A 22,254-nucleotide genomic window follows, 5' to 3' on the forward strand; every position below is an offset into this window, starting at 1 on the left:
ATTGGATATCAATCTTGTACGTTCGCTGGTGACAGCAGGTGGTTTCTGCTGTTTCGTGGCGATCATCCTGTGGGCTTTCAGTAAGTCCGCCCGAAAGGGGTTCGATGAGGCAGCCATGCTGCCTTTTCAGGATGAGGAAGCTGCGGATGTGCAGTCCGCTTCCCGATCGAAATCAGAGGGGTAAGGCGTCATGAGTGATTTTGTCAGCGATACCTGGCATTACTACGTTGCAGGTTTGGTGATCCTGAGCCTGATGTTTTGTATATGGGTTCTGATCTCCAACATGACCAAGCGGGTCAAGGGGCCGGTTGCGCTTCATGACCACATCTGGGATGAAGACTTGCAGGAGTACAACAATCCGCTGCCGCGCTGGTGGATGTGGTTGTTCTGGCTGACCTTGGCTTTCGGTATTGCCTATTTCACGCTCTATCCGGGCCTGGGCCGCTGGCAGGGCAAGATTGGCTGGAGTGCTGTTGGGCAGTACAAGGCAGAGGTCGCGGCAGAGGACGCTGTGATTAAGCCGATCTACGAGAAGTACATGAAACAGGATTTGCTGGCTGTAGCCGCTGATCCAGAAGCCCAGGTGATGGGGCAGCGCCTGTTTCTGACTTACTGTACGCAGTGCCATGGTTCAGATGCGCGGGGTGCCAAAGGCTTCCCCAATCTGACTGATACGGACTGGCTGTACGGCGGGGAGCCGGCGACGATCAAGACCACCATCACTGGCGGGCGCAATGGCGTCATGCCTCCGTGGGGGGCTGTTCTGGGTGCTGATGGCGTGAAGGATGTGGCGAACTACGTTCGCTCCCTTTCTGGGCTGGCGCATGATTCCTTGCGTGCCCAGCGCGGTAAGGATGCTTTCATGAGTAACTGTGTGGCTTGCCACGGCCCTGAGGGCAAGGGTAATGCCGCGCTTGGCGCACCTAATCTGACTGACCGCGTGTGGTTGTGGGGGTCTTCGGAAGCGACGATTATCGAAACTGTGAGTAAGGGACGCACTAACCAGATGCCGGCCTTCAAGGAGCGACTCGGTGATGAAAAGGTGCATCTGCTGGCCGCTTATGTGTTGAGTCTGTCAAAGAGTCAGGCCAAGTAAGGGTTCAGCATGAGCGGGGCGCTTCGGCGCCCCGCTTGCGTTTGGAGCAGGACAATTGTAGTTAAAGCAGGAGAGTAGTGATGGCTGACGTCCGGGAAACCGATAATCAGGATGCAGGGGATTCACTTTATGCCGTGCGCCAGAAGGTGTATCCGCGGGCGGTGACAGGGGCATTCGCGACGGCACGCTGGGCGATGGTGTGGATTACCCAGCTAGTGTTCTACGGGTTGTGCTGGCTGCCCTGGAACGATCGCCAAGCCGTGCTGTTCCATCTCGGAGAGCGCAAGTTCTACATTTTCGGCTGGGTGTTCTGGCCGCAGGATGTGTTTTATCTCTCCATTTTGCTGATCATATCCGCCTACTCCCTATTTCTGTTTACAGCGGTAGCAGGGCGTTTGTGGTGTGGCTTTGCCTGCCCGCAGACGGTTTACACCGAAATATTCCTGTGGATCGAGAAGTTTTTCGAGGGTGATCGGGCCAAGCGCATGAAGCTGGATGCGCAGGAGGCCAGTGTTGGTAAGCTGTGGCGCAAGAGCGCCAAGTACGTGGCCTGGATAGTACTTTCGCTATGGACCGGGATTACCTTCGTGGGCTACTTCACGCCGATCCGGGAAATTCTGCATGGCCTGAGCAGTCTCGCGCTGGGGGGCTGGGAGTGGTTCTGGATTTTTTTCTACGGAGGTTTTACCTACCTGATGGCGGGCGTAATGCGCGAGCAGGTGTGCAAGTTCATGTGTCCATATGCACGCTTTCAAGGGGTTATGTTCGATCCGGATACGCTGGTGATTACCTACGACGAGGAGCGCGGTGAGCCTCGAGGTTCGCGTCGCAAGGGAAGTGATCCCCGTTCCCAAGGTTTGGGCGATTGTGTGGACTGCGGCATTTGCGTGCAGGTGTGTCCTACGGGAATCGATATACGCAAGGGTTTGCAGTATGAATGCATCGGCTGCGCAGCCTGTATTGATGCTTGTGATCAGGTGATGGATAAGGTGGGATCGCCGCGTGGACTGATTCGCTATTCCACCGAAAATGCCATTAAGCAGCATTGGGGGGGGCGTGACATCCTGCGTCATGTGCTGCGGCCGCGTATCCTGATCTACAGCGTTGTCTTGTGCATCATCTGTGTGGCCTTTGTGTGGGCATTAGCAACCCGTACGCCGCTGCGTCTGGATGTAATCAAGGATCGATCGATCATTTCCCGAGAAGCTGAGGGCGGAATGATCGAGAACGTTTACGTGTTGAACCTGATGAACATGGCGGAGTCTGACCGGAGTGTCCAGCTGGCGGTTTCAGGCCTGCCCGGTGTGAGCCTGGATGGTGTGGATGCTGCGATCGTGATGCCCCCCGCTCGCAATCAATCTTTGCCGGTGCGTGTGCGGGTGCCCATGGACGAGTTGGAAAAAGGCTCGCACCGGATCTGGTTTGAACTGAGAGCTGTGGATGACCCATCACTGCTGATCAGGGAAAAAGCTGTTTTCATCGTACGTTGAGGTGCATGCATGAACAATCCTGCCATGAGTCTTGAGCCCCGTCCCTGGTATCGACAGTTGTGGCCTTGGCTGATCATCAGTATGCCGCTGACGGCTGTGCTGGCCGGTGCTGCCACCTGGTATCTGGCTTGGCATTCGAATGATGGTCTGGTGGCTGATGATTATTACAAGCAGGGCATGGAGATCAATCGCTCGTTGGCGAGTCAGGAAACTGCGCGCCAATTGGGCCTGAGCGGAACGCTCCGGCAGCGAGGTCGGGAGGTTGCCTTGCATCTGGAGGCTGAGCGGGAGATTACTTTTCCGCAGCGTTTGAATTTGCATGTTGTCAGCCCCGTCAAGGCGGGGCTGGATCAGGATATTGAGTTGCGGCGGGAAGGTGGAGAGTATCGAGGAGTGCTTGAAGGCCTGTCAGCCGGTCACTGGAAACTCATTCTTGAAGATCAGGGAGGAACCTGGAAGCTGATCGCAAGCGGCGTTTTTCCGCTGGATTCAGTGCTGGATTTCAAGCCCTGAGCGTCTGTTGAAGCGCTTACGAATGTCCGAGAGGAGGGGCTTCTGATGAGCGAATGGATGAAGAGTCGTTTGATTGTGATTTTGTGGCCATCGTTCCTGATGGCGGGTATTGCTGAAGTTGTGTTTTTCACCTTTATCGATCCCCAGCAGCTCTATCTGCTGGGGAGACCAGTTAATTTTTCCCTGACAGCAACCTACTCGATCGGTTTCATCGCGTTCTGGTTGCTGTGTGCGGCCAGTTCTGCGGCGACCCTGTTCTTCATGCGTAGTAGCGCGGAGATCAATCCTCAGCCGGACTGACCTTCGCGCGAGTCACTCCGCTTGCTTTCAGCGGTAGACCAGTACCGGAATCTGGCTATGGGTAACAACCTTATGGGTTTCCGAGCCGATCAGCAGGCCGGCCAATCCGCGGCGTCCGTGTGAAGCCATGAAGATCAGATCGCAGCCTTCAGTTTCAGCGGTGCTGATGATCTCCTCATACGGAATATCGCTCACCGACGTGCGCGAGACGGCAGCAACACTGGCTTTCGCAGCGATCTCCTCCGCTTGGCCAAGAATGCGTTTGGCCTGCTCCTGGGTACTCTGGGCGAATTCTTCACGGCTCTCTGGAACCAGCATGGCCCCTTCTCCCGCAAGTGGCAGCGGAAACTCTGGCTGGATGTAAAGAAACGTGACTCGCGCATTCAGGCTTTTTGCCAGTGTCACGGCACTTTGAACGGCTCGGTTGGATAGCTCGGAGCCGTCGCTTGGAACGAGCAAGTGCTTGTACATACGAACCTCCTGTCATGAAAATCGGAGCTGCGGTTCCGTGATGGATGGCAGCTTCTACTAAATCTTCCGGCCTGTCCGGGTATCTCTGGCTGTAGGGCAGAGATACCTCGGCTATGTTCAGGGTGGTGGGTTGCCAAGTGCACGTGTGGCGGGCTTTCACCATGATTCGATCAGCCGCAGCCTTGATTCATTTTAGGCTCTTCACGCAGGAGGCAAGCCATGAATTCAGCGTGCCGGAATCTGAATGGGCCCGGCCCATCCTATAGCGATTGGCGGGACAAGATCACTGCGACGATCGATCCGTTAGGGGTGGTTGTACCGCTCATGCACGCCCAGCTTGCATGGGTGTTGCATCCGGAAGAGTTGCTTGAACAGATGCTGTGTTTTTCCAATGATCTGCTGACCGTCGGCAATCATGCGTATCGCCGGGCAATTGGGTTCCCGAGTGAAGATCCGGTGATGCCACAACCGGACGACATCCGCTTCGCTGATCCCGTATGGACCGAGCATGCCAGCTGGGATATTGCCAAGGAATGGTACTTGCTGGTTACCCGGCGTATCCAGGATATGCTTTATGAGACTCCCGGGCTGTCCGACAACGAACGTCGCAGAGCAGCGTTCTGGTGGCGGAAATATCTCAATGCGGTGGCTCCGACTAATTTTTTCTGGAGCAACCCAGTAGCTCAGCGCCTGGCCGCAGAAAGCAATGGCGAGAGTTTGCGTCGGGGGATGGAGAATTTTCTGGCGGATCTGGCTGCTGGTGATATCCGCATGACGAATCCGGACGACTTCAAGGTGGGCGAGAATCTTGCGACTACGGCGGGGGTAGTCGTTGCGCGTAACCGCATGCTGGAAGTCATCCGCTATGCTCCAACCCAGCCACAAGTGCATGCGCGGCCGATGGTTATCGTTACGCCCTGGATCAACAAATTCTATGTACTGGATCTGATTCCGAAGAAAAGCATGGTGCGCTATCTGCTTGATCAGGGCATCGATGTTTACATCACCAGCTGGAAGAATCCGGATTTGTCGATGCATGATGTAGGTTTCGACCACTACATCACCGAAGGCATTGATTTCATTGTCGATACCGCGCGCGAGTTGTCGAACGCCGACAAGGTGAATGCTTCTGGTTACTGCATTGGCGGCACGGCCTTGTCGATCTACATGGCTTGGGCCACGCGCCAGTATCCTGCCGAAAAACATCCGGTCGTCAGCTGGACACTTTTCACCACGCTGACCGATTTCTCTGCCCCAGGGGATATCGAAGTCTTCATCGACGAAGGGAGTGTGCGCTTCCTTACTGATGCGATGCGTCGCAAGGGAGTACTGGAAGGCAAGGAAATGGCTTCAGCTTTCCGCTTGCTGCGCTCCAATAGCCTGATCTGGCATTACTACGTGCACGGTTATTTGTATGGAGAGAAGCCACCTGCTTTTGATGTGCTGTATTGGAACATGGATACCACGCGTATGCCGGCCACCATGCATGCCTGGTATCTCAATGAGCTATATCTGCATAATCGTTTGATCGAGCGTGATGCCTTGACGGTGGGTGGGCAGCTTATCGATCTGGAGCGCATCGAACAGCCCCTGTATTCCGTGGGGGCTGAGGATGATCATATCGCCCCCTGGAAACAGACTTTTCGGATCATGAATTTTGTGCGCGGGCCAAAGCGCTATGTGCTTTCCAGTTCCGGGCACATTCTTGGGATCGTCAATCCAGTGATTACGCCGCCGAAGCGCCGCTTCCGGGCTGATCATGTCCACCGTACCGATTCACCGGAAAAGTGGTTGGCCCGCGCAGAGTGGCAGTCTGGGTCATGGTGGGAGGATTGGGCGGCTTGGCTGGCGCCACACTCCGGAGTCTTGCGTCCGGCTCCGCAGGCCGTGAGTCTTGCACCCAAAAGCCTTGGGGCTGCTCCTGGCCGGTACGTGCTGGAAACCTGAGACGCCAGCGCCTTTGGCAGGCACTGAGAACTCAGCGGTCAGCTCGGAGCGTGGTTCAGGAGTGCCTTGAGGCCATCCGCATTAAGGATGCGGATATGTTTCTGTTGAACACCGATCAGGCCTTCGTCGTGGAACTTTGAGAAGGCACGGCTCACGGTTTCCAGCTTGAGGCCAAGATAGGAGCCGATTTCTTCGCGAGTCATGCGCAGGTGGAATTCCGAGGCGGAATAGCCACGCACACGCATGCGCTGAGAAAGGTTCAGCAGAAAAGCGGCAATACGTTCTTCAGCGCGCATCGACCCCAGCAGGATCATCAGGCTTTGGTCACGTACGATCTCGCGGCTCATGAACTTGTGGAACTGCTGCTGCAACGATTTGATGTCGCGCGTCAGGTCTTCCAGCTGATCGTAGGGCATCACGCAGACTTCACTGTCTTCCAGTGCAGTTGCATTGCAGACGTGATGGTCATTGCTGATCCCATCCATGCCCAAGATCTCGCCGGCCATCTGAAAACCGGTTACTTGTTCGAGACCTTCCTCGGTGAGGATGTCGGTCTTGAAAAATCCGGTACGGATGGCGTACATCGCCTCAAAGGCATCACCGGCACGGTAGAGCTGCTGGCCGCGCTTGAGCTTGCGCTTCACGACCAGTTCGTCGAGCTTGTGCAGATCCGCGTCATCCAGACCGACGGCAAGGCACAACTCGCGCAGGTTGCATTGACTGCAGGCGATGCGCATAGCAGGGGGCAGGGGCTTGGTTACTTTTTGATCCACCCTTGAAGTGTACCCTGCGAATTGATCAGCATCAACGTTTTTGGGGTATAAGTCTGCGATCTTGGCTGATTAACTCAAAAGAAATCGAATCGTGCTCCAGACGATCCAGTTCGACCCCGACATGATCCGCCGGTTTGACGTGCCGGGCCCGCGCTATACCTCATACCCTACGGCAGACCGCTTTCTGGCCGAATTTACGCCGGAAAGCCAGGTTGGGCACCTTGCGCGCCTCTCAACGCCGCAGGGTACTCGCCCGTTGTCGCTGTATTTCCACATCCCCTTCTGTAACACCATCTGCTACTACTGTGCCTGTAACAAGGTGATCACCAAGGATCACTCACGTTCGGCGAAGTACATTGACTATCTTGAACGCGAGATGGCCATGCAGGCAGCCTTGCTGCCGGCTCCTCGGCCGGTGGCCCAGATGCACTGGGGCGGTGGTACTCCTACGTTCCTGCAGCCGGAGGAGATCCTTCGTCTGATGAGCGCGATCCGGCAGCATTTCACGCTGCAGGCAGAAGGGGAGTTCTCCATTGAGGTTGATCCGCGCAAGGTGAGCGCCGAGACCGTGGCCTTGCTCGCGCGTGAAGGCTTTAACCGCATGAGTGTGGGGGTTCAGGACTTCGATCCGAAGGTGCAAGCGGCCGTAAATCGTCGCCAGAGCGTCGAGGAAACCCGGTTGGTGATCGATGCTGCGCGTGCGGAGGGTTTTCGTTCGATCAGTGTGGATCTGATTTATGGTTTGCCACACCAGAGTGTGGAGGGCTTCGGCCGTACCCTGGATACGGTTCTGGCGATGCAGCCGGATCGGCTGGCGCTCTATAACTATGCCCATCTGCCGAGTCGCTTCATGCCGCAGCGAAGGATCAACGAGACGGACCTGCCTGCACCGGACGCCAAGCTGCAGATCCTTGCCCTTGCCATCGAGCGCCTTGGGGCTGCAGGGTATGTATTCATCGGTATGGACCACTTTGCACGGCCAGATGACGAGCTGGCGGTGGCTCAGCGTGAGGGGCGCCTGCAGCGCAACTTTCAGGGGTACTCGACGCATGCCGAATGCGATCTGCTGGCCTTCGGGGTGTCCGCTATTGGCAAGGCGGGCGGGGCTTTCTGCCAGAACCAGCGCGAGCTTGATCCCTACTACGCAGCCCTTGATCGCGGCGAATTGCCCGTGATGCGTGGCTGGGCTTTGGGTGCGGATGACGAGCTGCGCAATGCGGTCATCCAGACCTTGATGTGCGACTTTTCGCTGTCCTTTGAGCTTATGTCCAGCCGGTTCGGGGTTTGCTTTGAGGAGTATTTCGCGGCAGAGCTGAACGACTTGCGTGAACTTGGTGCTGCTGGTTTGCTTAGTATTGATGCGCATGGCGTACAGGTCAGCGCGGCTGGGCGCATGCTGGTACGAATCATCGCCATGGTTTTTGACGCCTACTTGCGTAGCGACCGTGAGAAGCGGCGCTATTCCCGCGTGATCTGATGGTAGGAAGCGCCCTGGCTGACTGGGGCGTATCCCTCGAAGGGCTTGGTGTGTCTGATTTTTCCGCCAGCGGTTTTCTCTCCGTTTTTCTGATTGGCCTGCTGGGTGGAGCTCACTGCATCGGCATGTGTGGTGGCATCGTCAGCGCGCTTTCATCGCCGGTTCCGGGTGCTGCTCCGGTGTGGTCGCGTCAGCTAGCCTATAACTTCGGCCGCATTGCAAGCTATACCCTGATCGGCGGGCTGGTCGGCGCGATCGGTTCGGCGAGCATGCTCTTCAATCGCTTCCTGCCGCTGCAGCTGATGCTCTTCGTTCTGGCCAATCTGATGCTGATCGGCATGGGGCTTTACCTGATGGGCTTCACCCGCGTACTGGCTGGCGTGGAGCGTGGCGGGCAGCTTCTGTGGCGGCGTATCCAGCCGCTGAGCAAGCGTTTCCTGCCGGTGCGAAGCTGGCGCCAGGCCCTGCCAGTAGGCTTCCTGTGGGGATTCCTGCCTTGTGGTTTGACCTACAGCGTACTGTCGCTAGCGCTGGTGAATGGCTCGGCTGTGCGGGGGGCCGGGTTGATGCTGGCTTTCGGGGCAGGCACCCTGCCGAACCTGCTCTTCGCTGGCATTCTCCTCGCACGTTACAGAAATCTGGTGCGCAGCCGTTCTTTCAGATTAGTGGCTGGTCTTGTGGTGCTGTTTTTCGGCATATATGGCCTGATCCGTGCGCCTGAACTCGGTGGGTTGTTGTGGGCTGGTGTGATCTGCGAGGTGTGAGTTTTTGATGGGGACAAGGCTATGAACATCCTGCTGGCTGTCGATGGTTCTGAATACTCCGCACGTGTGGTGGATGCCTTGTTGACCTTTTCTGCTCGTTTGCGCGAGATGCCCAAGGTTCATGTGTTGTATGTGCACCTGCCGATTCCGATTGGTTTTGCGACGCGCCACGTGGCCCGCGAGATAGTTGACGCTTACTACCATGAAGAAGGGCTGGCAGTTGTACAGCCTGTAGCCGAGCGTCTGCGTGCGGCTGGGCTTGATGTCGAGCAGCATGTGCGAGTGGGTTCGCCGGGCGAAACGATTGCCAATGCTGTCAATGATCTGGAGTGCGATGCCGTGTGGATGGGGACGCACGGACGCGGAGCAGTGACTCAGGCTTTGTTGGGTTCAGTGGCTGCGCGGGTGGTGGCGTTGGCACACCGGCCGGTGACTCTGGTGCGCTAGGGACGCATGGGTCGGTAGGACTACTGATAGGCAGGGCAGACGAAAAGCATGACAATTGCGCCCGCCTGAGCGTGAAATGAACACATAACGATAAAACCGGACTACACCAACGAGGGGTTTTGCATGGGCTTCAACAATGTACCGCCGGGAAATGTGCCGGATGACGTCAATGTCATTATCGAAATCCCGGCGCACGCCGATCCGATCAAGTACGAGATTGATAAGGATACCGGCGCGGTCTATGTGGACCGCTTCATGGGCACTTCGATGTCCTATCCCTGCAACTATGGTTACGTGCCGCGATCCATTTCCGGTGATGGCGATCCGGTTGATGTGTTGGTGATGGCTCCGTTTGCGTTGATTCCTGGGGTGGTGATCCGTTGCCGCCCGGTAGGTGTATTGCGCATGATTGACGAGGCAGGTGAAGATGCCAAGGTGCTGGCAGTGCCTGTGCCCAAGATCACATCGCTGTACGACAACATCCGCACCTATCAGGATCTTCCTTATCTGCTGTTGCGCCAGATTGAGCACTTCTTCCAGCACTACAAGGATCTGGAGCAAGGCAAGTGGGTCAAGGTGCTGGGCTGGGATGGTATTGACGCGGCACGTCAGGAAATCTATTCCGGTGTTGCCGCTTTCAATGCCAAGGCTGGGGATGAGACGGATTGAGACGCGATGGGTCGTTTTGAATAACCAGGCCTGCGTGAAGCAGGCTTTGTTTTTTCAGGAACGGGCCAGGCTGGCCAGTGCGCAGACCTGATCGCGTATCGGTTGTGGTACCGGAATCTCGCGATCAAGCATGCGCCGGATCAGCGCCGCATTTTCGCTGACCGAGCAAGCCGCTTCACTGCTTGGATCCAGATCGAACTCAGCTGCGGGAAATAACTCTTCTGGTTGTCCGTCGCAGAAACCAAGCAGGCGTGGACGACGGCGCGGGGCTGCGTAAGCCTCTCCTTCTGTGCCCCGCATCAGTAGTGCAGTGGCTTGCTCTGCTTCAAGTAGTGCCTGCATGGATTCAAGATAGGGTGGATGGGTGACGCCTACTACGCGCACGCTGCGGCCTCGGCATGGGTCCAGCAGTTTGGCCAGGGTGTGACCACTGTTGCGTACGCCGAGCACAAGGCGCAGGCCTAGCAACCAGTCCAGGCCGCGCGCCAGCATGTCCAGGCGCAGGCAGGCGATGTGCCGTGTTGCGAGCGCTGTTGAAGCATCGGGCAGGCTGCGTTCGCACTCAACTCCAAGCGCTGATAGCAGATCAAAGGGACTGACGCGGGATTCGAAATCATGCCGTCCCTGAATCAGTACCGGCACACCTTCGCGCGCCAGCAGCAAGGCTACCAGAGGCATTAGGTTGGGTTGTTTGCGGGCGCCGTTGTAGGTGGGCAGTACGACGCAGCGCAGGCCTAGAGGAACTTCTACCTGGCGAGTGCGCTCATCCAGTGCAGCCTTGAAGCCGAGCAGTTCGTCCGGACTTTCTCCTTTGATGCGTAGGGCAAGCAAGATGGCGCCCAACTCCAGATCTGCTACCTTGCCGTCCAGAATCTGGCCGAACAGTTCCTGAGCCTGCTCGCGCGACATGTCGCGCGCGCCCTTGGTGCCCCGGCCAATTTCCTTGATGATCGCTGCGTAATTCATGCACTGATTATCGCTTGGCAAACGTCGTACGCCAAATCGACAGAAAGGCTACACATGAAAGTCGGTTTTATCGGGCTGGGCCTCGCGGGCAGGCCTGTGGATTTTGATCTAGTTCGTGCAAAGCATGAGCAGGTCGTATGGTCGTGCTTGGTGGAGTCGATGGTGCCTGTGCTGGAGGAACTGAGTGAGGAGGCTGGCGATGCGTAAGTGGCTGTTGTGTCTGCTGGCGCTGGCTGCCTGTGCTCCGGTTTGGCGAAGGCCTCAAGTAGCTTTGATGGATGTGAGAATTTCCGGTGGCACTCTCTTTCAGCAGAAATTGCGCCTGCAGTTGCGGGTGACAAATCCGAATGCGCTGGATATTGGTGTCGAAAGCCTGGTGTTTGATGTGTTGGTTGGCGACAGCCAATTTGCCAGTGGGCGATCGAGTGCTCCGGTGACTATCCCGAAGCGCGGCGAAGGTCTGGTAGATGTTGATGCGGATGCGCAAGTGTTGGGGCTATTGCGTCGCTTGCCGGAGCTGACTGGGAGGGATGGCAAGCTCCACTATCGCCTGAAGGGTGAGGCACAGATCAAGGGATATGGCCGTACGCCCTTCGATCAACCGGGCGAACTGGATGTCAGCAAGCTGCTCGGTGCTGCCGCCAAGCCTGCTCCCGCCGGGAGCGGCGAGCGGATAGGGTTTTAGTAAGAGTGTGCGGTCTGGAAAGCCACGCACGCTGGGGATGCTTTCATCAAGGGGCTGACCTGATCCCGTGCAGGGTGAGAGATTGCAATACCTCTGTCTGAATAGCTCGCCAGATCGTTTTCGCCTGGATGTGGAGAGGCGGACTCGTCGCTTGCATGATCAGGGCTTTAAGCATGGTGCTGATCTTGTTGGGGGTGTCTCCACGAGTTGCGAAATGGCCTTCTCCGATCATTACGCCGGGATACGCTGATGGTCTCGGGAGTCCGTCTGCGGCGCCTGATGGATTTGACCGAGCTGGCCTCCGGGATACACTCGCGGTTCCTGAAACGCTGGAGCAAGCATGCGCAATCTTTTGCTGTTTTTCCTCTTGTTGCTGGCGGTTCACTTCGTGCGCCGCTGGTGGCAACGCTCTGATGTGCCGCAAGAGCGGGGGGCGGAGCGGGCTGCACCTGCGGAACCCGAGCGCATAGTGGAGTGCGCGCATTGCGGCCTGCTGGTTCCAGAGAGTGAGGCGGTCAGTGACGGTGGGCGGGACTTCTGTTCGCCCGAACATGCTCATCTTGGTGTGGGAGGCAGCCGCTGATGACTGCAGTACTGACCGGATTCGAGGCTCCGGATGCACGCGCGGTTTCGATCCGGTACTTCAATCTGTACCGGATAGTGGTGGCGAGTGCCTTTGCGATTTTCGGCGGAGTGCTGAGCTTTGGCCAGAAGGCACCAGATGTGTTCATCGTGGCGGTGGTGGCCTACTGGGTGATGGCCTTCACCTTCTTCCTGCTGCATGCTGGCAGCCCGCATTACGGCGAGCGTACGCTGGGGTTGCAGGCGGCGCTGGACATCATTGTGCTAGCCATGTTCATGTATGCCAGCGGGGGGTATCGCAGCGGCGTGCCCTTCCTGATGATGACCTCTATCGCAGGTTCCGGACTCATTGGCCAGGGGCGCATGGTGCTGGGGGCTGCTTCGCTGGCCACGATTGCTGTGCTGATCGATCAGGCCGCCCGTATGCTGAGTGGAGAGCGAACTACTGAAGATCTGCCACAGGCGGCGATCGTCTGCATTGGTTTTTTTGCGGTGGCCATCGTGGCCCGCATGCTGGCCCGGCGTGCGCTGGCCAATGAAGCGTTGGCGAGGGAGCGCGGACTCGACCTGGCACGCCAGTTGCGCGTCAATGCCCGCATCATCGAGGATATGCAAGAGGGCGTAGTGGTGGTCGATGAGCGTGGTCGGATTCGCCAGGCCAACCCACGTGCGGCCGAGCTGCTCGGAGTGAGGTTGGATGTAGGCTCGGCGCTGAGCGCATGTGTGCCGGCGCTGGAGGCTGGAGCGGTGCTGCACGTCGAGACTGATTTCTGCGTCCACATCCAGAACGAGCAGACTGGCGCATCACTCCAGGTGCGACGGCTGGCGACCGGCGAGGGAGCCGATTTATTGTTCTATGTAGAAGACACCGAGCGGGTTTTGGCGCGTGCGCGGCAGATGAAGCTCGCTGCACTAGGGCGACTTACTGCCAATATTGCGCACGAAATCCGTAATCCGCTCTCCTCAATCTCGCACGCTGGTGAGCTTTTGCTGGAAGAGAAGCGAGGAGAGGTCCAGCAGCGCCTGGTGCGGATCATTCATGACAATACGGCCCGCATCGAGCGCATCGTGCGGGATGTGCTGGAACTTGGCCGGCGTGATCGTCTGACCAGTGAGCGCCTCGAGCTGGGGCAGTTCTGCCGGACCTTTCTGGATGAATATGCCCTGCAGCACGCCGATGTGATGACGCTGGTGGTGCTCGATGTACAGCAGGAGGTGTGGGTGAGTTTTGATCGCGTGCATCTCTATCAGATCCTTTCCAATCTGCTCGGCAATGCGCGTCGTTATTGTTGCGGCCAGCCCGGTAGCATTCATCTGAATGTTCAGCGGATCGACGAAGCACGTGGCCTGCTTACCATTCGTGATGACGGCCCGGGCATTCCGTCAGAGGATCGGAGCAAGGTGTTCGAGCCGTTCTTTACTTCCGACCCCAAGGGGACAGGCCTAGGGTTATACATGGCTCGCGAGCTGGCAGAGGCTAATGCGGCTGATCTGAGTTTGCTGGATGCTGCGGGCGGGGCGGAATTTCATCTGATTGTGAGGAGGCTGCATGAGCAGTGAGAGCATGGAGCGTCGCGGCCGTGTGCGGGGTGCCGACGTACTGGTGGTCGATGACGAGGAAGATATCCGCGAATTGATCGAGCTTTCGCTGGTGCGTATGGGCTTGGGTGTGGACGCTGCTGGATCGGTGAAAGACGCGATCCGTCTGGCCAGTGAGCGTCAGTACCGGTTGTGCCTGACGGATATGCGCCTGCCGGATGGTGAAGGGCTGGATGTTGTGCGCTACATCGCCACTCATTGTGCCGACTTGCCTGTAGCCGTGATTACTGCTCACGGCAGCACGGATAACGCGGTGGCGGCACTCAAGGCCGGCGCTTTCGATTACATCTCCAAGCCCGTGTCGCTCGAGCAGCTACGCACACTGGTCAAATCGGCCCTCGAGATTCCGAAGGCTGAGCAGAAGGCTGGCAAACCAGCCGCGCAGCTCACTGGGGAATCGGCCAGCATGCTGCAGGTGCGCAGCATGATCGAACGCCTCGCTCGCAGCTTGGCTCCGGTCTATATTTCTGGCGAATCCGGCAGTGGCAAGGAACGCGCCGCTCGCCTGATCCACAGTTTCGGCGCGCGCTCGGATAGGCCCTTTGTTGGCGTTAACTGCGGTGCTATTCCGGAGAACCTGATGGAGAGTGAGTTCTTCGGCTATCGCAAAGGTGCTTTCACGGGGGCGGATGCCGATCGGGAAGGTTTCTTCCAGGCGGCCGACGGCGGCACGCTGTTTCTCGACGAGGTAGCTGATTTGCCGCTGGCCATGCAGGTCAAGCTGCTGCGCGCCATCCAGGAAAAGCGCGTGCGGCGTATCGGCGACACACAGGAGCAACCGGTTGATGTGCGCATCATTTCAGCGACTCACCAGAATCTGCGAGAGCGGGTAGAGCAGGGCAAGTTTCGTCAGGATCTCTTTTATCGCCTTAACGTGATCGAACTGAAAATGCCGGCTCTGCGAGAGCGGCGTGACGATATCTTGCCGCTTGCAGAAAACATCCTGGCACGTCTTGCGACGGAAGCCGGTTTACGCACGCCGCAACTTACCGATGCGGCACGGCGGGCTTTGCTGGCTTATGCCTTCCCCGGCAACGTGCGCGAACTTGAAAACATCCTTGAGCGCGCCATGGCACTGGCACTGGGGGACCAGGTTGAAGTCGAGGATCTGCATCTTGAGCCACAGGACTGTGAGGGCTCGCCGGGTGCCCACGGTTGCGCTGAGAGCACCTTGCAGGATTACCTTGACCGGGTTGAACGTGAGGCCATCATCGAGGCCTTGGGCAAGACTTCCGGCAATCGCACGGCGGCTGCGCGCGTGTTGGGTGTAACTTTTCGTTCGCTGCGTTATCGCATGGAGCGTCTGAGCATGAAGGGTGACAAGGGGGGCGAGGCCGAGTGAGCGTCCTGCAACTGGATCATGAGGGTTGGCTTCGTGGTGCTCGCTGGATTCCGTCACCGAATTGCGATGAACGTCCGGTTGGCTGTGTGGCGGAGTTGCTGGTGATACATGCCATCAGTCTGCCGCCGGAGGAGTTTGGTGGCCCCGGCGTCGAAGCACTCTTCACTAATACCCTCGACGCTTCCTCTCATCCCTATTACGCAAAGATCCATCACCTGCGGGTGTCAGCACACTTCTTCATCCGTCGGGATGGTGAGTTGCTGCAATTTGTGTCCACCCGTCAGCGTGCCTGGCATGCCGGCGTCTCCTATTGGGAAGGGCGTGAGCGCTGCAACGATTTCTCCCTCGGCATCGAGCTGGAGGGGAGCGACACACAAGCGTTTGAGGCTGCCCAATATGCGCAGTTGAACAGGCTTGTGGCCTGCCTTGCGGGAAATCATCCATTGCAGGCCATCTGCGGGCACAGTGATATCGCGCCTGGACGCAAGACGGATCCGGGGCCTTTTTTCGACTGGAACCAGTTGTCGTCGAGTGTCCTGCATAGCGGCTTACGCATGCGCTGAACACGGCTACCGCCGATAGTAGCCTTGTGCGGCGAGCTCACCATATCTAGTGTGCGCTGATCGGGCAGAGTGGTGGCGACTCGCAATTTTCCGGAAGCGCATGAATTGCCCTGTAGCCGGGCTTTCCGACGAACGTTGATACTTGTGGTGAGTGGGGTGAAGTCATTTGTCATTTTATTTTGGCTTGCTTGAAAGCCTTGTGGTGCAAGCTTTTCCGGCAAGGATGAAATGTTGTGTGCTCGCGACGAGCGTGCAAGTCTTCGCCTAAAGCAAGAAGAAAAGTCTTGATTCCACAAGTTTTTTGCATTAAACGGTAATGACAAGCTCAACTTTATTCACGACCTGAGCCGGTGCATATACAGAACCAGAACCCGACGTCTGTGCTTACCTACACTGCCTTCGACGCAAGGGCTTTCTGTTCTCCGCAAAAACGTGATGTTCATCGCGTCTGCGTGCCGGAATTTTTCGGACTTCCCTTTCCCATTCTTTGCCATGCTGCCGCGATGTTGAGCAGGGTGGTTGACTGTTTTCCCATCGCCGCGTTATCGCGTGGCTTGATCACCATCCGGATGGCATCCGGGGATGGTGTGTTCGTGCGTAGTAACCAACCTGATCGGTGCTAACAAGGAGGTGTGAAGATGGCAACAACTGAGAAAGTAAAGAAAGCAGCAGAAAAAAAACCGGCGCCCAAAGCGGCCGCCAAGCCCGCAGCTAAAAAGGCGGCTCCCGTCAAAGCTGCTGCTAAACCTGTAGCGAAGAAGGCTGCACCAGCTAAAGCTGCTGCCAAGCCCGTGGCGAAGAAGGCTGCGCCGGCCAAAGCTGCTGCCAAGCCAGTGGCCAAGAAGGCTGTGGCTGCTAAGCCGGTCGCCAAAGCTGCTGCCAAGCCCGTGGCGAAGAAGGCCGCTCCCGCTAAAGCTGCTGCCAAACCCGTAGCAAAGAAGGCTGTTGCTGCCAAGCCGGTCGCGAAAACTGCAGCCAAGAAGGCTGTGCCAGTCAAGGCCGCAGCTAAGCCGGTTGCCAAGAAGGCTGTGGCGAAAGTTGCAGTGAAGAAAGCTGCAGCGACCAAGCCCGCAGTAAAGAAAGCCGTTGCCAAACCAGCAGCCAAGCCGGCAGCTAAGAAGGCTGTACCGGCCAAGGCGGCAGCCAAATCTGTCGCAAAGAAGGCTGTGGCTGCCAAGCCTGCCGCGAAAACTGCGGCCAAGAAGGCCACGCCGGTCAAGGTGGCTGCCAAACCTGCCGCTAAAAAGGCTGCTGCAAAGCCTGTCGCCAAGCCGGCCGCCAAGAAAGCTGCGCCGGCCAAAGCCGCTGCCAAGCCTGTTGCGAAGAAGGCCGCTCCTGCCAAAGTTGCTGCGAAGCCGGTTGCCAAGAAGGCTGCTCCGGCCAAGCCTGAAGCAAAGAAGGTTGTTGTTGCCAAACCTGTAGTGAAGAAGGCTGCTCCGGCGAAGGCTGTCGTGAAGCCTGAACCCAAGAAGGCTGTAGTTGCCAAGCCCGCCGCGGCCAAGAAGCCTGCCGCAAAAAAAGCTGAGCCGGTTGCTGCCCCCGCTGCGGCTGCACCGGCTTCGGTAGTTGCAGCGCCGGCCGCAGTTGCCGAGACATCTCAGGCAACTCCTGCTCCGGCACCCAAGCCCGCAACGCCCTCGACGGCGGCTACTCCGGGTATCAAGTCCTCGTTGGATCCGAAGGCTGGCTGGCCTTTTCCGGGTGGTTCGCGCCCCTGATTATGGCCAGTGCTAGTGTGTGAGAACGGGGTCTGCGGACCCCGTTTTTTTGTGCCTGTAAGTACAGGGGGTGGCGGAATCTACCGTCTGGTGCGGCTTTTGAGTGAATGACAAATGAATTGCCGCGTCAGTACTGGCTTTGTGGGCTGATTGACAAAATTCATTGTAATCAATAGACTGCGAACACCTCTGGAAACAGATGGAAACGCTCTTCCCTTACTTAAGGGTGCTGCATAGCAGAATCGAGCGCTCCGTCACATAGAACTACATGCCCTGATGACCCGTTACGCTGTGGTCGCCGATGCAAGAAGCATCGTGTTGCTGCAGTCCAGTCCGGCACCTCCCGGTTGCGGAGATGCGTTACGCAGGATGGCCCTTCCCACTTGGAAGTTTTCGCCATCTGACACTCGAAGAAAACCGGTATGAACTATCACTCTGCGCTGCGCGCGGAGTGTTGTCCGCGCCACTGCGCTGTGCCGGTTTGACTGAACAGGAGAGCCAGAATGACACCCTTAGTCAGACTGACCCGCTTTGCTCAACATCTGCTGACTTTTTTCCTGCACTTTGCTCACGGTGGTTTCGTGATGGCGGGTGTGATCGTGATGGCCGGCATGACTTATCAGCTGGGCCGTTTCGGTGTGGATGGTCTGAATCCCCGCGAAATGTTTGGCTATGGCCAGCAGATGGTGGAAACGACTGAAGTTGCGATGGTGGATGCTGTATATGAAGAGGCCGTGGCTGAACACTCGCGCGGTATGTCTGCTGGTCACGCACGTGTCGCAGCGGCCATTGCCAAGCGTCATCGGGTCTCTCCGCTGGTGGTTGAGACGCTGGTCAAGGCGGCTCAGCGTGAGGGGCAGGCGAACGGTGTGGACCCGCTGCTGATCCTGGCCGTGATCACTGTTGAGTCCGGCTTCAATCCCTTCGCCGAGAGTAATTTCGGTGCTCAGGGCCTGATGCAGATCATTCCGCGTTTTCACGTTGAAAAGATCACCGCTGAGAAGGGCAGTGTTGCGCTCTTCGACCCGGTTGAGAACATTCGAGTGGGCACCCTGATTCTCAGGGAGTACATCCGTTCCACTGGAAGCGTAGATGCAGCGCTGCAACTTTATGGCGGAGCCAGTGCCGATCCGGAGATGGCCTATTCCAGCCGGGTCATGCAGGAGTTTGAGCGCCTGCGTGGTTTCGTGGCGGCACCCGCCACGCGCACGGCAGCGCGCTCTGCCATTGACAAGGCCAGCTGACTACAGGACGCTGCGGATGCGCTCCAGCGCTTCTGCGATGCGTGTTTCGTCAGCGGTATAGGCTAGCCGCAAATGTGCGGCAGCCTGCCAGTCACCAAAGTCTTTGCCTGGAGTGCAGGCCACTCCGGCCTGATCAAGCAGGCGGTGAGCGAACTCCATGCTGTCAGTCGCGAGCCCTGCGATGTTGGCATAGATGTAGAAGGCGCCAGCAGGTTCGTGTCCGATACCGAAACCGAGCTCACGCAAACCTTTCAGCATGCCGTTGCGGCGCGAGGCAAAAGCCTGGCGTCGGAGCTCCAGGATTTCCAGACATTCTGAACTGAAGGCTGTCAGTGCTGCATGTTGGGCAGGGGTTGAAGCGGCGATGAACAGGTGCTGAGCAAGCATCTCCACTGGGCGCGCAAAACCTTCTGGAACTACCAGCCAGCCCAGGCGCCAACCGGTCATGCCAAAATATTTCGAGAAACTGTTCACCACGAAGATGTCCTGGCGCTGCCCCAGGACGCTGCTGGCGGTTTCGCCATACACCAATCCCTGGTAGATCTCATCAACGATAACCTGCTTGCCGGCGGCTCGCGCATTGGCGCACAGCGCGTTCAGTTCTGTTGGGCTGAGTACGCTGCCTGTTGGGTTGGCAGGGCTGGCAAGAAGCAAGCCCTTGGTATGCGGCCCCCAGGCGGCGCCGAGTTGTTCGGCGGTCGGCTGCCAGGCTGTCGTGGCACTGACCGGCAGAGTGCGTACGCTGCCGTTGAAGGCCTGTACAAACTGACGGTTGCAGGGATAGCCCGGGTCTGTGAGCAGCCATTCGTCACCGGGGTTGGTGAGGGCTGCTACCGCAAGTAGTAGCGCGCCGGAAGCGCCAGCGGTAATGATGATGCGTTCAGGATCAACGTTGGCGCTAAAGCGTTCTGCATAAAAACCGGAGATGGCTTCGCGCAAGGCGGGAAGGCCCACCGCTGGCGTGTAGCGCACCTGTCCCTTGGCGAGAAAGGCTTGGGCTGCCCGGATTACGGGCTCCGGACTGGGGAAGTCCGGCTCTCCAACCTCCAAATGAATGATGTCGTGCCCTTGGGCTTCGAGTGCCTGGGCACGAGCCAGCAACTCCATGACATGGAAAGGAGGAATGCCGCGCAGCCGCGCGGCGAGACTGTCGGGAAGAATGGCGGACATGTGGCTGTGGAAGGGCGGACAAGGGGCGAGCATACGTGATTTGTGCCAACAAGCATGTCCGGATGAACAGCAGGGTGTCAGGTGTGCATTGCGGCTTCTAGAATGAGCGGAACATACAAGAACAATCTTCCCGAATCCTACTCAGAGGCCTTCTCATGGATGAAAGAATCCGTGCTGCCGCACTGGAATACCACGCCTTGCCACGCCCCGGAAAAATTGCCGTGGTGCCGACGAAGGCGCTTACTAATCAGCGGGATCTGTCCCTGGCGTATTCGCCGGGGGTTGCGGCTGCGTGTGACGCCATCGTTGATGATCCGGCGACAGCCAGTTTGTACACCGCACGTGCCAATCTGATCGGTGTCGTTACCAATGGCACGGCTGTGCTTGGGCTTGGCGCGATCGGCCCCTTGGCGGCCAAGCCGGTGATGGAAGGCAAGGGCGTGCTGTTCAAGAAGTTTGCGGGCATTGATGTATTCGACATCGAGATTGCCGAGCGTGACCCGGATAAGTTGGTGGACATCATTGCTTCGCTGGAACCGACCTTTGGCGGGATCAATCTTGAGGATATCAAGGCGCCAGAGTGCTTCTATATCGAGCGCAAGCTGCGCGAGCGCATGAAGATTCCGGTCTTTCATGATGACCAACATGGCACGGCCATCGTGGTCGGAGCGGCCATCCTCAATGGCTTACATCTCTTGGGTAAGCCGCTGGACCAGATCAAGCTGGTAACTTCCGGCGCCGGAGCTGCTGCACTGGCCTGTCTGGACCTGCTGGTGATGTTGGGCATTCCGGTCCGGAATATCTGGGTGACGGACATCAAGGGCGTGGTCTATGAAGGCCGCACCGAAGAGATGGATCCGATCAAGTCGGTGTATGCCAAGTCCACCGGCATGCGGACCCTGACCGAGGTGATCGAGGGGGCGGATGTGTTTTTGGGGCTTTCCGCCGCCGGCGTGCTCAAGCCGGCAATGGTGATGAAGATGGCGGCGAATCCGCTGATCCTGGCGCTTGCCAATCCGGTGCCGGAAATCATGCCGGACGAGGTCAAGGCGGTGCGCCCCGATGCCATCGTGGCAACCGGCCGCTCCGACCATCCGAATCAGGTCAACAACGTTCTGTGTTTTCCCTTTATCTTCCGCGGCGCGCTGGATGTGGGGGCGACTACGATCAGTGACGAGATGCAGCTGGCGGCCGTGCGAGCGATTGCTGAATTGGCGCGGGCCGAGCAGTCGGACGTGGTCGTAGCGGCTTATGGGGAGCAGGTAGCGGGTTTTGGGCGTGAGTACATCATTCCGCGTCCCTTTGATCCGCGTCTGATCGTGCGGATTGCTCCTGCGGTTGCCAAGGCTGCCATGGATTCCGGTGTGGCCACGCGGCCGATCGAGGACTGGGACGCCTATCGTCAGCAACTGAATAATTTCGTGTGGCATTCGGGGTTGGTGATGAAGCCGGTGTTCTCCGCTGCCAAGCGTGAGCCGCGCCGTATCATCTTTGCTGAAGGTGAGTCCGAGCGCGTGCTGCGCGCGGTGCAGACGGTCGTGGATGAAGGAATCGCACAGCCGATCCTGATTGGGCGGCCAGATGTGATCAGCATGTACATCGAGCGCTTTGGGCTGCGCATCCGCCCTGGGGTGGATTTTGAGCTAGTGAATCAGGACTCCGATCCGCGCTATCGCGAATTGTGGTCGCACTATCATCAGCTCATGGAACGACGCGGGGTTTCCGTTGAATATGCCAAGCGCGAGGTGCGCCGACGCTCGACCCTGATCGGTGCCTTGATGCTCAAGTTTGGTTGGGCCGATGGAATGATCTGTGGCACCTATGGTCTGCACAACCACCACCTGCGGTTCATCGAGAGCGTGGTGGGGCGACGATCTGGCGTGAAACACTTTTACGCCATGAATCTTCTTGCCCTACCAGGGCGCACGATCGCTTTGTGCGACACCTACGTCAATTACGATCCGAGTGCCGAGCAGGTTTTCGAAATGACGTGCCTGGCGGCTGAGGAATTGCAGCGTTTTGGCATCACGCCGCGTGTTGCACTCCTATCGCATTCGAGTTTCGGTACGGATGACACGCCAACCGCGCGCAAGATGCGTGAAGCGCTTACGCTGCTGCATGAGCGGCGCCCTGATATCGAAGCGGAGGGCGAGATGCATGGAGATGCGGCCCTGGACGCCTGCATCCGGCAGCAGATTTTCCCGAATGCGCGCATGCGGGATGATGCCAACCTGTTGGTATTCCCGACTCTGGATGCGGCCAACATTGCCTTCAACCTGATCAAGACGACGTCTGGTGATGGCATGACGGTTGGCCCTATTCTGCTTGGCGCTGCGCGCCCGGTGCATATCCTCACGCCGACGGCGACGGTGCGCCGGATCGTCAACATGACCGCCCTGACTGTGGTCGATGCTGCGCAGATTGAACGTCGCGGCTGA

General features: G+C 57.9%; 22 protein-coding genes. 17 read left to right on the top strand and 5 right to left on the bottom strand.

Features of this window, described 5'->3' with window-relative positions; all coding sequences use genetic code 11:
- Window position 1: 1 nt before the first annotated feature.
- The 5 genes from Q3Y64_RS00245 to Q3Y64_RS00265 all read left to right on the top strand — a co-directional run bounded on the left by Q3Y64_RS00245 (window position 2) and on the right by Q3Y64_RS00265 (window position 3,399).
- Entirely contained in the window at window positions 2-184 is a 183-nt protein-coding gene (locus Q3Y64_RS00245; RefSeq protein WP_101942747.1) for a cbb3-type cytochrome c oxidase subunit 3, read from the top strand.
- A 6-nt stretch (window positions 185-190) separates the two neighbouring features.
- Window positions 191-1,096 (top strand): cytochrome-c oxidase, cbb3-type subunit III, encoded by a 906-nt coding sequence (ccoP, locus tag Q3Y64_RS00250; RefSeq protein ID WP_101942277.1) that lies wholly within the window; start codon window positions 191-193, stop codon window positions 1,094-1,096.
- An 80-nt stretch (window positions 1,097-1,176) separates the two neighbouring features.
- Window positions 1,177-2,586: a cytochrome c oxidase accessory protein CcoG gene (ccoG, locus tag Q3Y64_RS00255; RefSeq protein WP_303559282.1), complete on the top strand. Its 1,410-nt coding sequence runs from the start codon at window positions 1,177-1,179 to the stop codon at window positions 2,584-2,586.
- A 9-nt stretch (window positions 2,587-2,595) separates the two neighbouring features.
- Window positions 2,596-3,099, top strand: coding sequence for a FixH family protein (locus tag Q3Y64_RS00260; RefSeq protein ID WP_303559284.1), 504 nt, complete (start codon window positions 2,596-2,598; stop codon window positions 3,097-3,099).
- Window positions 3,100-3,144: 45 nt separating this feature from the next.
- Window positions 3,145-3,399 carry a hypothetical protein gene (locus Q3Y64_RS00265; RefSeq protein WP_254048219.1) on the top strand — a complete coding sequence of 85 codons (255 nt, stop codon included), beginning with the start codon at window positions 3,145-3,147 and terminating at the stop codon, window positions 3,397-3,399.
- 27 nt (window positions 3,400-3,426) lie between these two features.
- Here Q3Y64_RS00265 and Q3Y64_RS00270 read toward each other — a convergent pair whose 3' ends face one another.
- Complete coding sequence (locus Q3Y64_RS00270) at window positions 3,427-3,870, bottom strand: universal stress protein (RefSeq protein ID WP_303559286.1); 444 nt, start codon at window positions 3,868-3,870, stop codon at window positions 3,427-3,429.
- 219 nt (window positions 3,871-4,089) lie between these two features.
- Here Q3Y64_RS00270 and Q3Y64_RS00275 point away from each other — a divergent pair, with 219 nt between their 5' ends.
- Window positions 4,090-5,817 (top strand): alpha/beta hydrolase, encoded by a 1,728-nt coding sequence (locus tag Q3Y64_RS00275; protein WP_303559288.1) that lies wholly within the window; start codon window positions 4,090-4,092, stop codon window positions 5,815-5,817.
- Between the two features lie 38 nt (window positions 5,818-5,855).
- Here the strand turns inward: Q3Y64_RS00275 and fnr are convergent, their stop codons facing one another.
- The gene (gene fnr, locus Q3Y64_RS00280; protein ID WP_101942282.1) at window positions 5,856-6,554 is read right to left on the bottom strand and encodes a fumarate/nitrate reduction transcriptional regulator Fnr; all 699 of its coding nucleotides are present in this window, start codon (window positions 6,552-6,554) and stop codon (window positions 5,856-5,858) included.
- 127 nt (window positions 6,555-6,681) lie between these two features.
- Here fnr and hemN point away from each other — a divergent pair, with 127 nt between their 5' ends.
- From hemN to ppa, 4 genes are all read left to right on the top strand, one after another.
- Window positions 6,682-8,067, top strand: coding sequence for an oxygen-independent coproporphyrinogen III oxidase (gene hemN / locus Q3Y64_RS00285; protein ID WP_303559290.1), 1,386 nt, complete (start codon window positions 6,682-6,684; stop codon window positions 8,065-8,067).
- Window positions 8,067-8,831 carry a sulfite exporter TauE/SafE family protein gene (locus Q3Y64_RS00290; protein ID WP_101942284.1) on the top strand — a complete coding sequence of 255 codons (765 nt, stop codon included), beginning with the start codon at window positions 8,067-8,069 and terminating at the stop codon, window positions 8,829-8,831. The genes hemN and Q3Y64_RS00290 overlap by 1 nt, the downstream gene beginning before the upstream one ends.
- Before the next feature lie 21 nt (window positions 8,832-8,852).
- On the top strand, window positions 8,853-9,278 hold the full coding sequence (locus Q3Y64_RS00295) for a universal stress protein (RefSeq protein ID WP_101942285.1): 426 nt from the start codon (window positions 8,853-8,855) through the stop codon (window positions 9,276-9,278).
- Between the two features lie 123 nt (window positions 9,279-9,401).
- Complete coding sequence (ppa, locus tag Q3Y64_RS00300) at window positions 9,402-9,947, top strand: inorganic diphosphatase (protein ID WP_101942286.1); 546 nt, start codon at window positions 9,402-9,404, stop codon at window positions 9,945-9,947.
- Between the two features lie 54 nt (window positions 9,948-10,001).
- Here the strand turns inward: ppa and ybiB are convergent, their stop codons facing one another.
- A complete protein-coding gene (gene ybiB, locus Q3Y64_RS00305) occupies window positions 10,002-10,913 on the bottom strand; it encodes a DNA-binding protein YbiB (RefSeq protein ID WP_303559295.1) in 912 nt (303 codons plus the stop codon).
- 199 nt (window positions 10,914-11,112) lie between these two features.
- Here ybiB and Q3Y64_RS00310 point away from each other — a divergent pair, with 199 nt between their 5' ends.
- The 5 genes from Q3Y64_RS00310 to ampD all read left to right on the top strand — a co-directional run bounded on the left by Q3Y64_RS00310 (window position 11,113) and on the right by ampD (window position 15,684).
- Entirely contained in the window at window positions 11,113-11,598 is a 486-nt protein-coding gene (locus tag Q3Y64_RS00310; RefSeq protein ID WP_303559297.1) for an LEA type 2 family protein, read from the top strand.
- Between the two features lie 340 nt (window positions 11,599-11,938).
- Window positions 11,939-12,181 carry a PP0621 family protein gene (locus tag Q3Y64_RS00315; RefSeq protein WP_101942290.1) on the top strand — a complete coding sequence of 81 codons (243 nt, stop codon included), beginning with the start codon at window positions 11,939-11,941 and terminating at the stop codon, window positions 12,179-12,181.
- Window positions 12,181-13,740: a PAS domain-containing sensor histidine kinase gene (locus Q3Y64_RS00320; RefSeq protein ID WP_101942291.1), complete on the top strand. Its 1,560-nt coding sequence runs from the start codon at window positions 12,181-12,183 to the stop codon at window positions 13,738-13,740. Before Q3Y64_RS00315 ends, Q3Y64_RS00320 begins: the two co-directional genes overlap by 1 nt.
- Window positions 13,730-15,121 carry a sigma-54 dependent transcriptional regulator gene (locus tag Q3Y64_RS00325; protein ID WP_216821716.1) on the top strand — a complete coding sequence of 464 codons (1,392 nt, stop codon included), beginning with the start codon at window positions 13,730-13,732 and terminating at the stop codon, window positions 15,119-15,121. The genes Q3Y64_RS00320 and Q3Y64_RS00325 overlap by 11 nt, the downstream gene beginning before the upstream one ends.
- Window positions 15,118-15,684: a 1,6-anhydro-N-acetylmuramyl-L-alanine amidase AmpD gene (gene ampD / locus Q3Y64_RS00330; RefSeq protein WP_303559305.1), complete on the top strand. Its 567-nt coding sequence runs from the start codon at window positions 15,118-15,120 to the stop codon at window positions 15,682-15,684. The genes Q3Y64_RS00325 and ampD overlap by 4 nt, the downstream gene beginning before the upstream one ends.
- A 619-nt stretch (window positions 15,685-16,303) precedes the next feature.
- On the opposite strand, the gene Q3Y64_RS00335 is transcribed toward ampD, so the two are convergent.
- Window positions 16,304-17,170, bottom strand: a complete 867-nt coding sequence (locus Q3Y64_RS00335; protein WP_216821717.1) for a hypothetical protein — start codon at window positions 17,168-17,170, stop codon at window positions 16,304-16,306.
- A 735-nt stretch (window positions 17,171-17,905) separates the two neighbouring features.
- On the opposite strand from Q3Y64_RS00335, the gene Q3Y64_RS00340 reads away from it, so the two are divergent.
- Window positions 17,906-18,646: a transglycosylase SLT domain-containing protein gene (locus Q3Y64_RS00340; protein WP_101942293.1), complete on the top strand. Its 741-nt coding sequence runs from the start codon at window positions 17,906-17,908 to the stop codon at window positions 18,644-18,646.
- Here Q3Y64_RS00340 and Q3Y64_RS00345 read toward each other — a convergent pair whose 3' ends face one another.
- Window positions 18,647-19,816 (bottom strand): pyridoxal phosphate-dependent aminotransferase, encoded by a 1,170-nt coding sequence (locus Q3Y64_RS00345; RefSeq protein WP_303559310.1) that lies wholly within the window; start codon window positions 19,814-19,816, stop codon window positions 18,647-18,649. It lies immediately after the preceding gene.
- A 155-nt stretch (window positions 19,817-19,971) separates the two neighbouring features.
- Here Q3Y64_RS00345 and Q3Y64_RS00350 point away from each other — a divergent pair, with 155 nt between their 5' ends.
- Window positions 19,972-22,254 (top strand): NADP-dependent malic enzyme, encoded by a 2,283-nt coding sequence (locus Q3Y64_RS00350; RefSeq protein ID WP_303559312.1) that lies wholly within the window; start codon window positions 19,972-19,974, stop codon window positions 22,252-22,254.

It is taken from the genome of Uliginosibacterium sp. 31-12, from assembly GCF_030548425.1.
Classification (GTDB): Bacteria; Pseudomonadota; Gammaproteobacteria; order Burkholderiales; family Rhodocyclaceae; genus Uliginosibacterium; species Uliginosibacterium aquaticum.

Coding starts and splice junctions, on each gene's coding strand:
- ccoP (WP_101942277.1), top strand. CDS start 191: ATGAGTGATTTTGTCAGCGATACCTGGCATTACTACGTTGCAGGTTTG.
- ccoG (WP_303559282.1), top strand. CDS start 1,177: ATGGCTGACGTCCGGGAAACCGATAATCAGGATGCAGGGGATTCACTT.
- Q3Y64_RS00260 (WP_303559284.1), top strand. CDS start 2,596: ATGAACAATCCTGCCATGAGTCTTGAGCCCCGTCCCTGGTATCGACAG.
- Q3Y64_RS00265 (WP_254048219.1), top strand. CDS start 3,145: ATGAGCGAATGGATGAAGAGTCGTTTGATTGTGATTTTGTGGCCATCG.
- Q3Y64_RS00270 (WP_303559286.1), bottom strand. CDS start 3,870: ATGTACAAGCACTTGCTCGTTCCAAGCGACGGCTCCGAGCTATCCAAC.
- Q3Y64_RS00275 (WP_303559288.1), top strand. CDS start 4,090: ATGAATTCAGCGTGCCGGAATCTGAATGGGCCCGGCCCATCCTATAGC.
- fnr (WP_101942282.1), bottom strand. CDS start 6,554: ATGCGCATCGCCTGCAGTCAATGCAACCTGCGCGAGTTGTGCCTTGCC.
- Q3Y64_RS00290 (WP_101942284.1), top strand. CDS start 8,067: ATGGTAGGAAGCGCCCTGGCTGACTGGGGCGTATCCCTCGAAGGGCTT.
- Q3Y64_RS00295 (WP_101942285.1), top strand. CDS start 8,853: ATGAACATCCTGCTGGCTGTCGATGGTTCTGAATACTCCGCACGTGTG.
- ppa (WP_101942286.1), top strand. CDS start 9,402: ATGGGCTTCAACAATGTACCGCCGGGAAATGTGCCGGATGACGTCAAT.
- ybiB (WP_303559295.1), bottom strand. CDS start 10,913: ATGAATTACGCAGCGATCATCAAGGAAATTGGCCGGGGCACCAAGGGC.
- Q3Y64_RS00310 (WP_303559297.1), top strand. CDS start 11,113: ATGCGTAAGTGGCTGTTGTGTCTGCTGGCGCTGGCTGCCTGTGCTCCG.
- Q3Y64_RS00315 (WP_101942290.1), top strand. CDS start 11,939: ATGCGCAATCTTTTGCTGTTTTTCCTCTTGTTGCTGGCGGTTCACTTC.
- Q3Y64_RS00320 (WP_101942291.1), top strand. CDS start 12,181: ATGACTGCAGTACTGACCGGATTCGAGGCTCCGGATGCACGCGCGGTT.
- Q3Y64_RS00325 (WP_216821716.1), top strand. CDS start 13,730: ATGAGCAGTGAGAGCATGGAGCGTCGCGGCCGTGTGCGGGGTGCCGAC.
- Q3Y64_RS00340 (WP_101942293.1), top strand. CDS start 17,906: ATGACACCCTTAGTCAGACTGACCCGCTTTGCTCAACATCTGCTGACT.
- Q3Y64_RS00345 (WP_303559310.1), bottom strand. CDS start 19,816: ATGTCCGCCATTCTTCCCGACAGTCTCGCCGCGCGGCTGCGCGGCATT.
- Q3Y64_RS00350 (WP_303559312.1), top strand. CDS start 19,972: ATGGATGAAAGAATCCGTGCTGCCGCACTGGAATACCACGCCTTGCCA.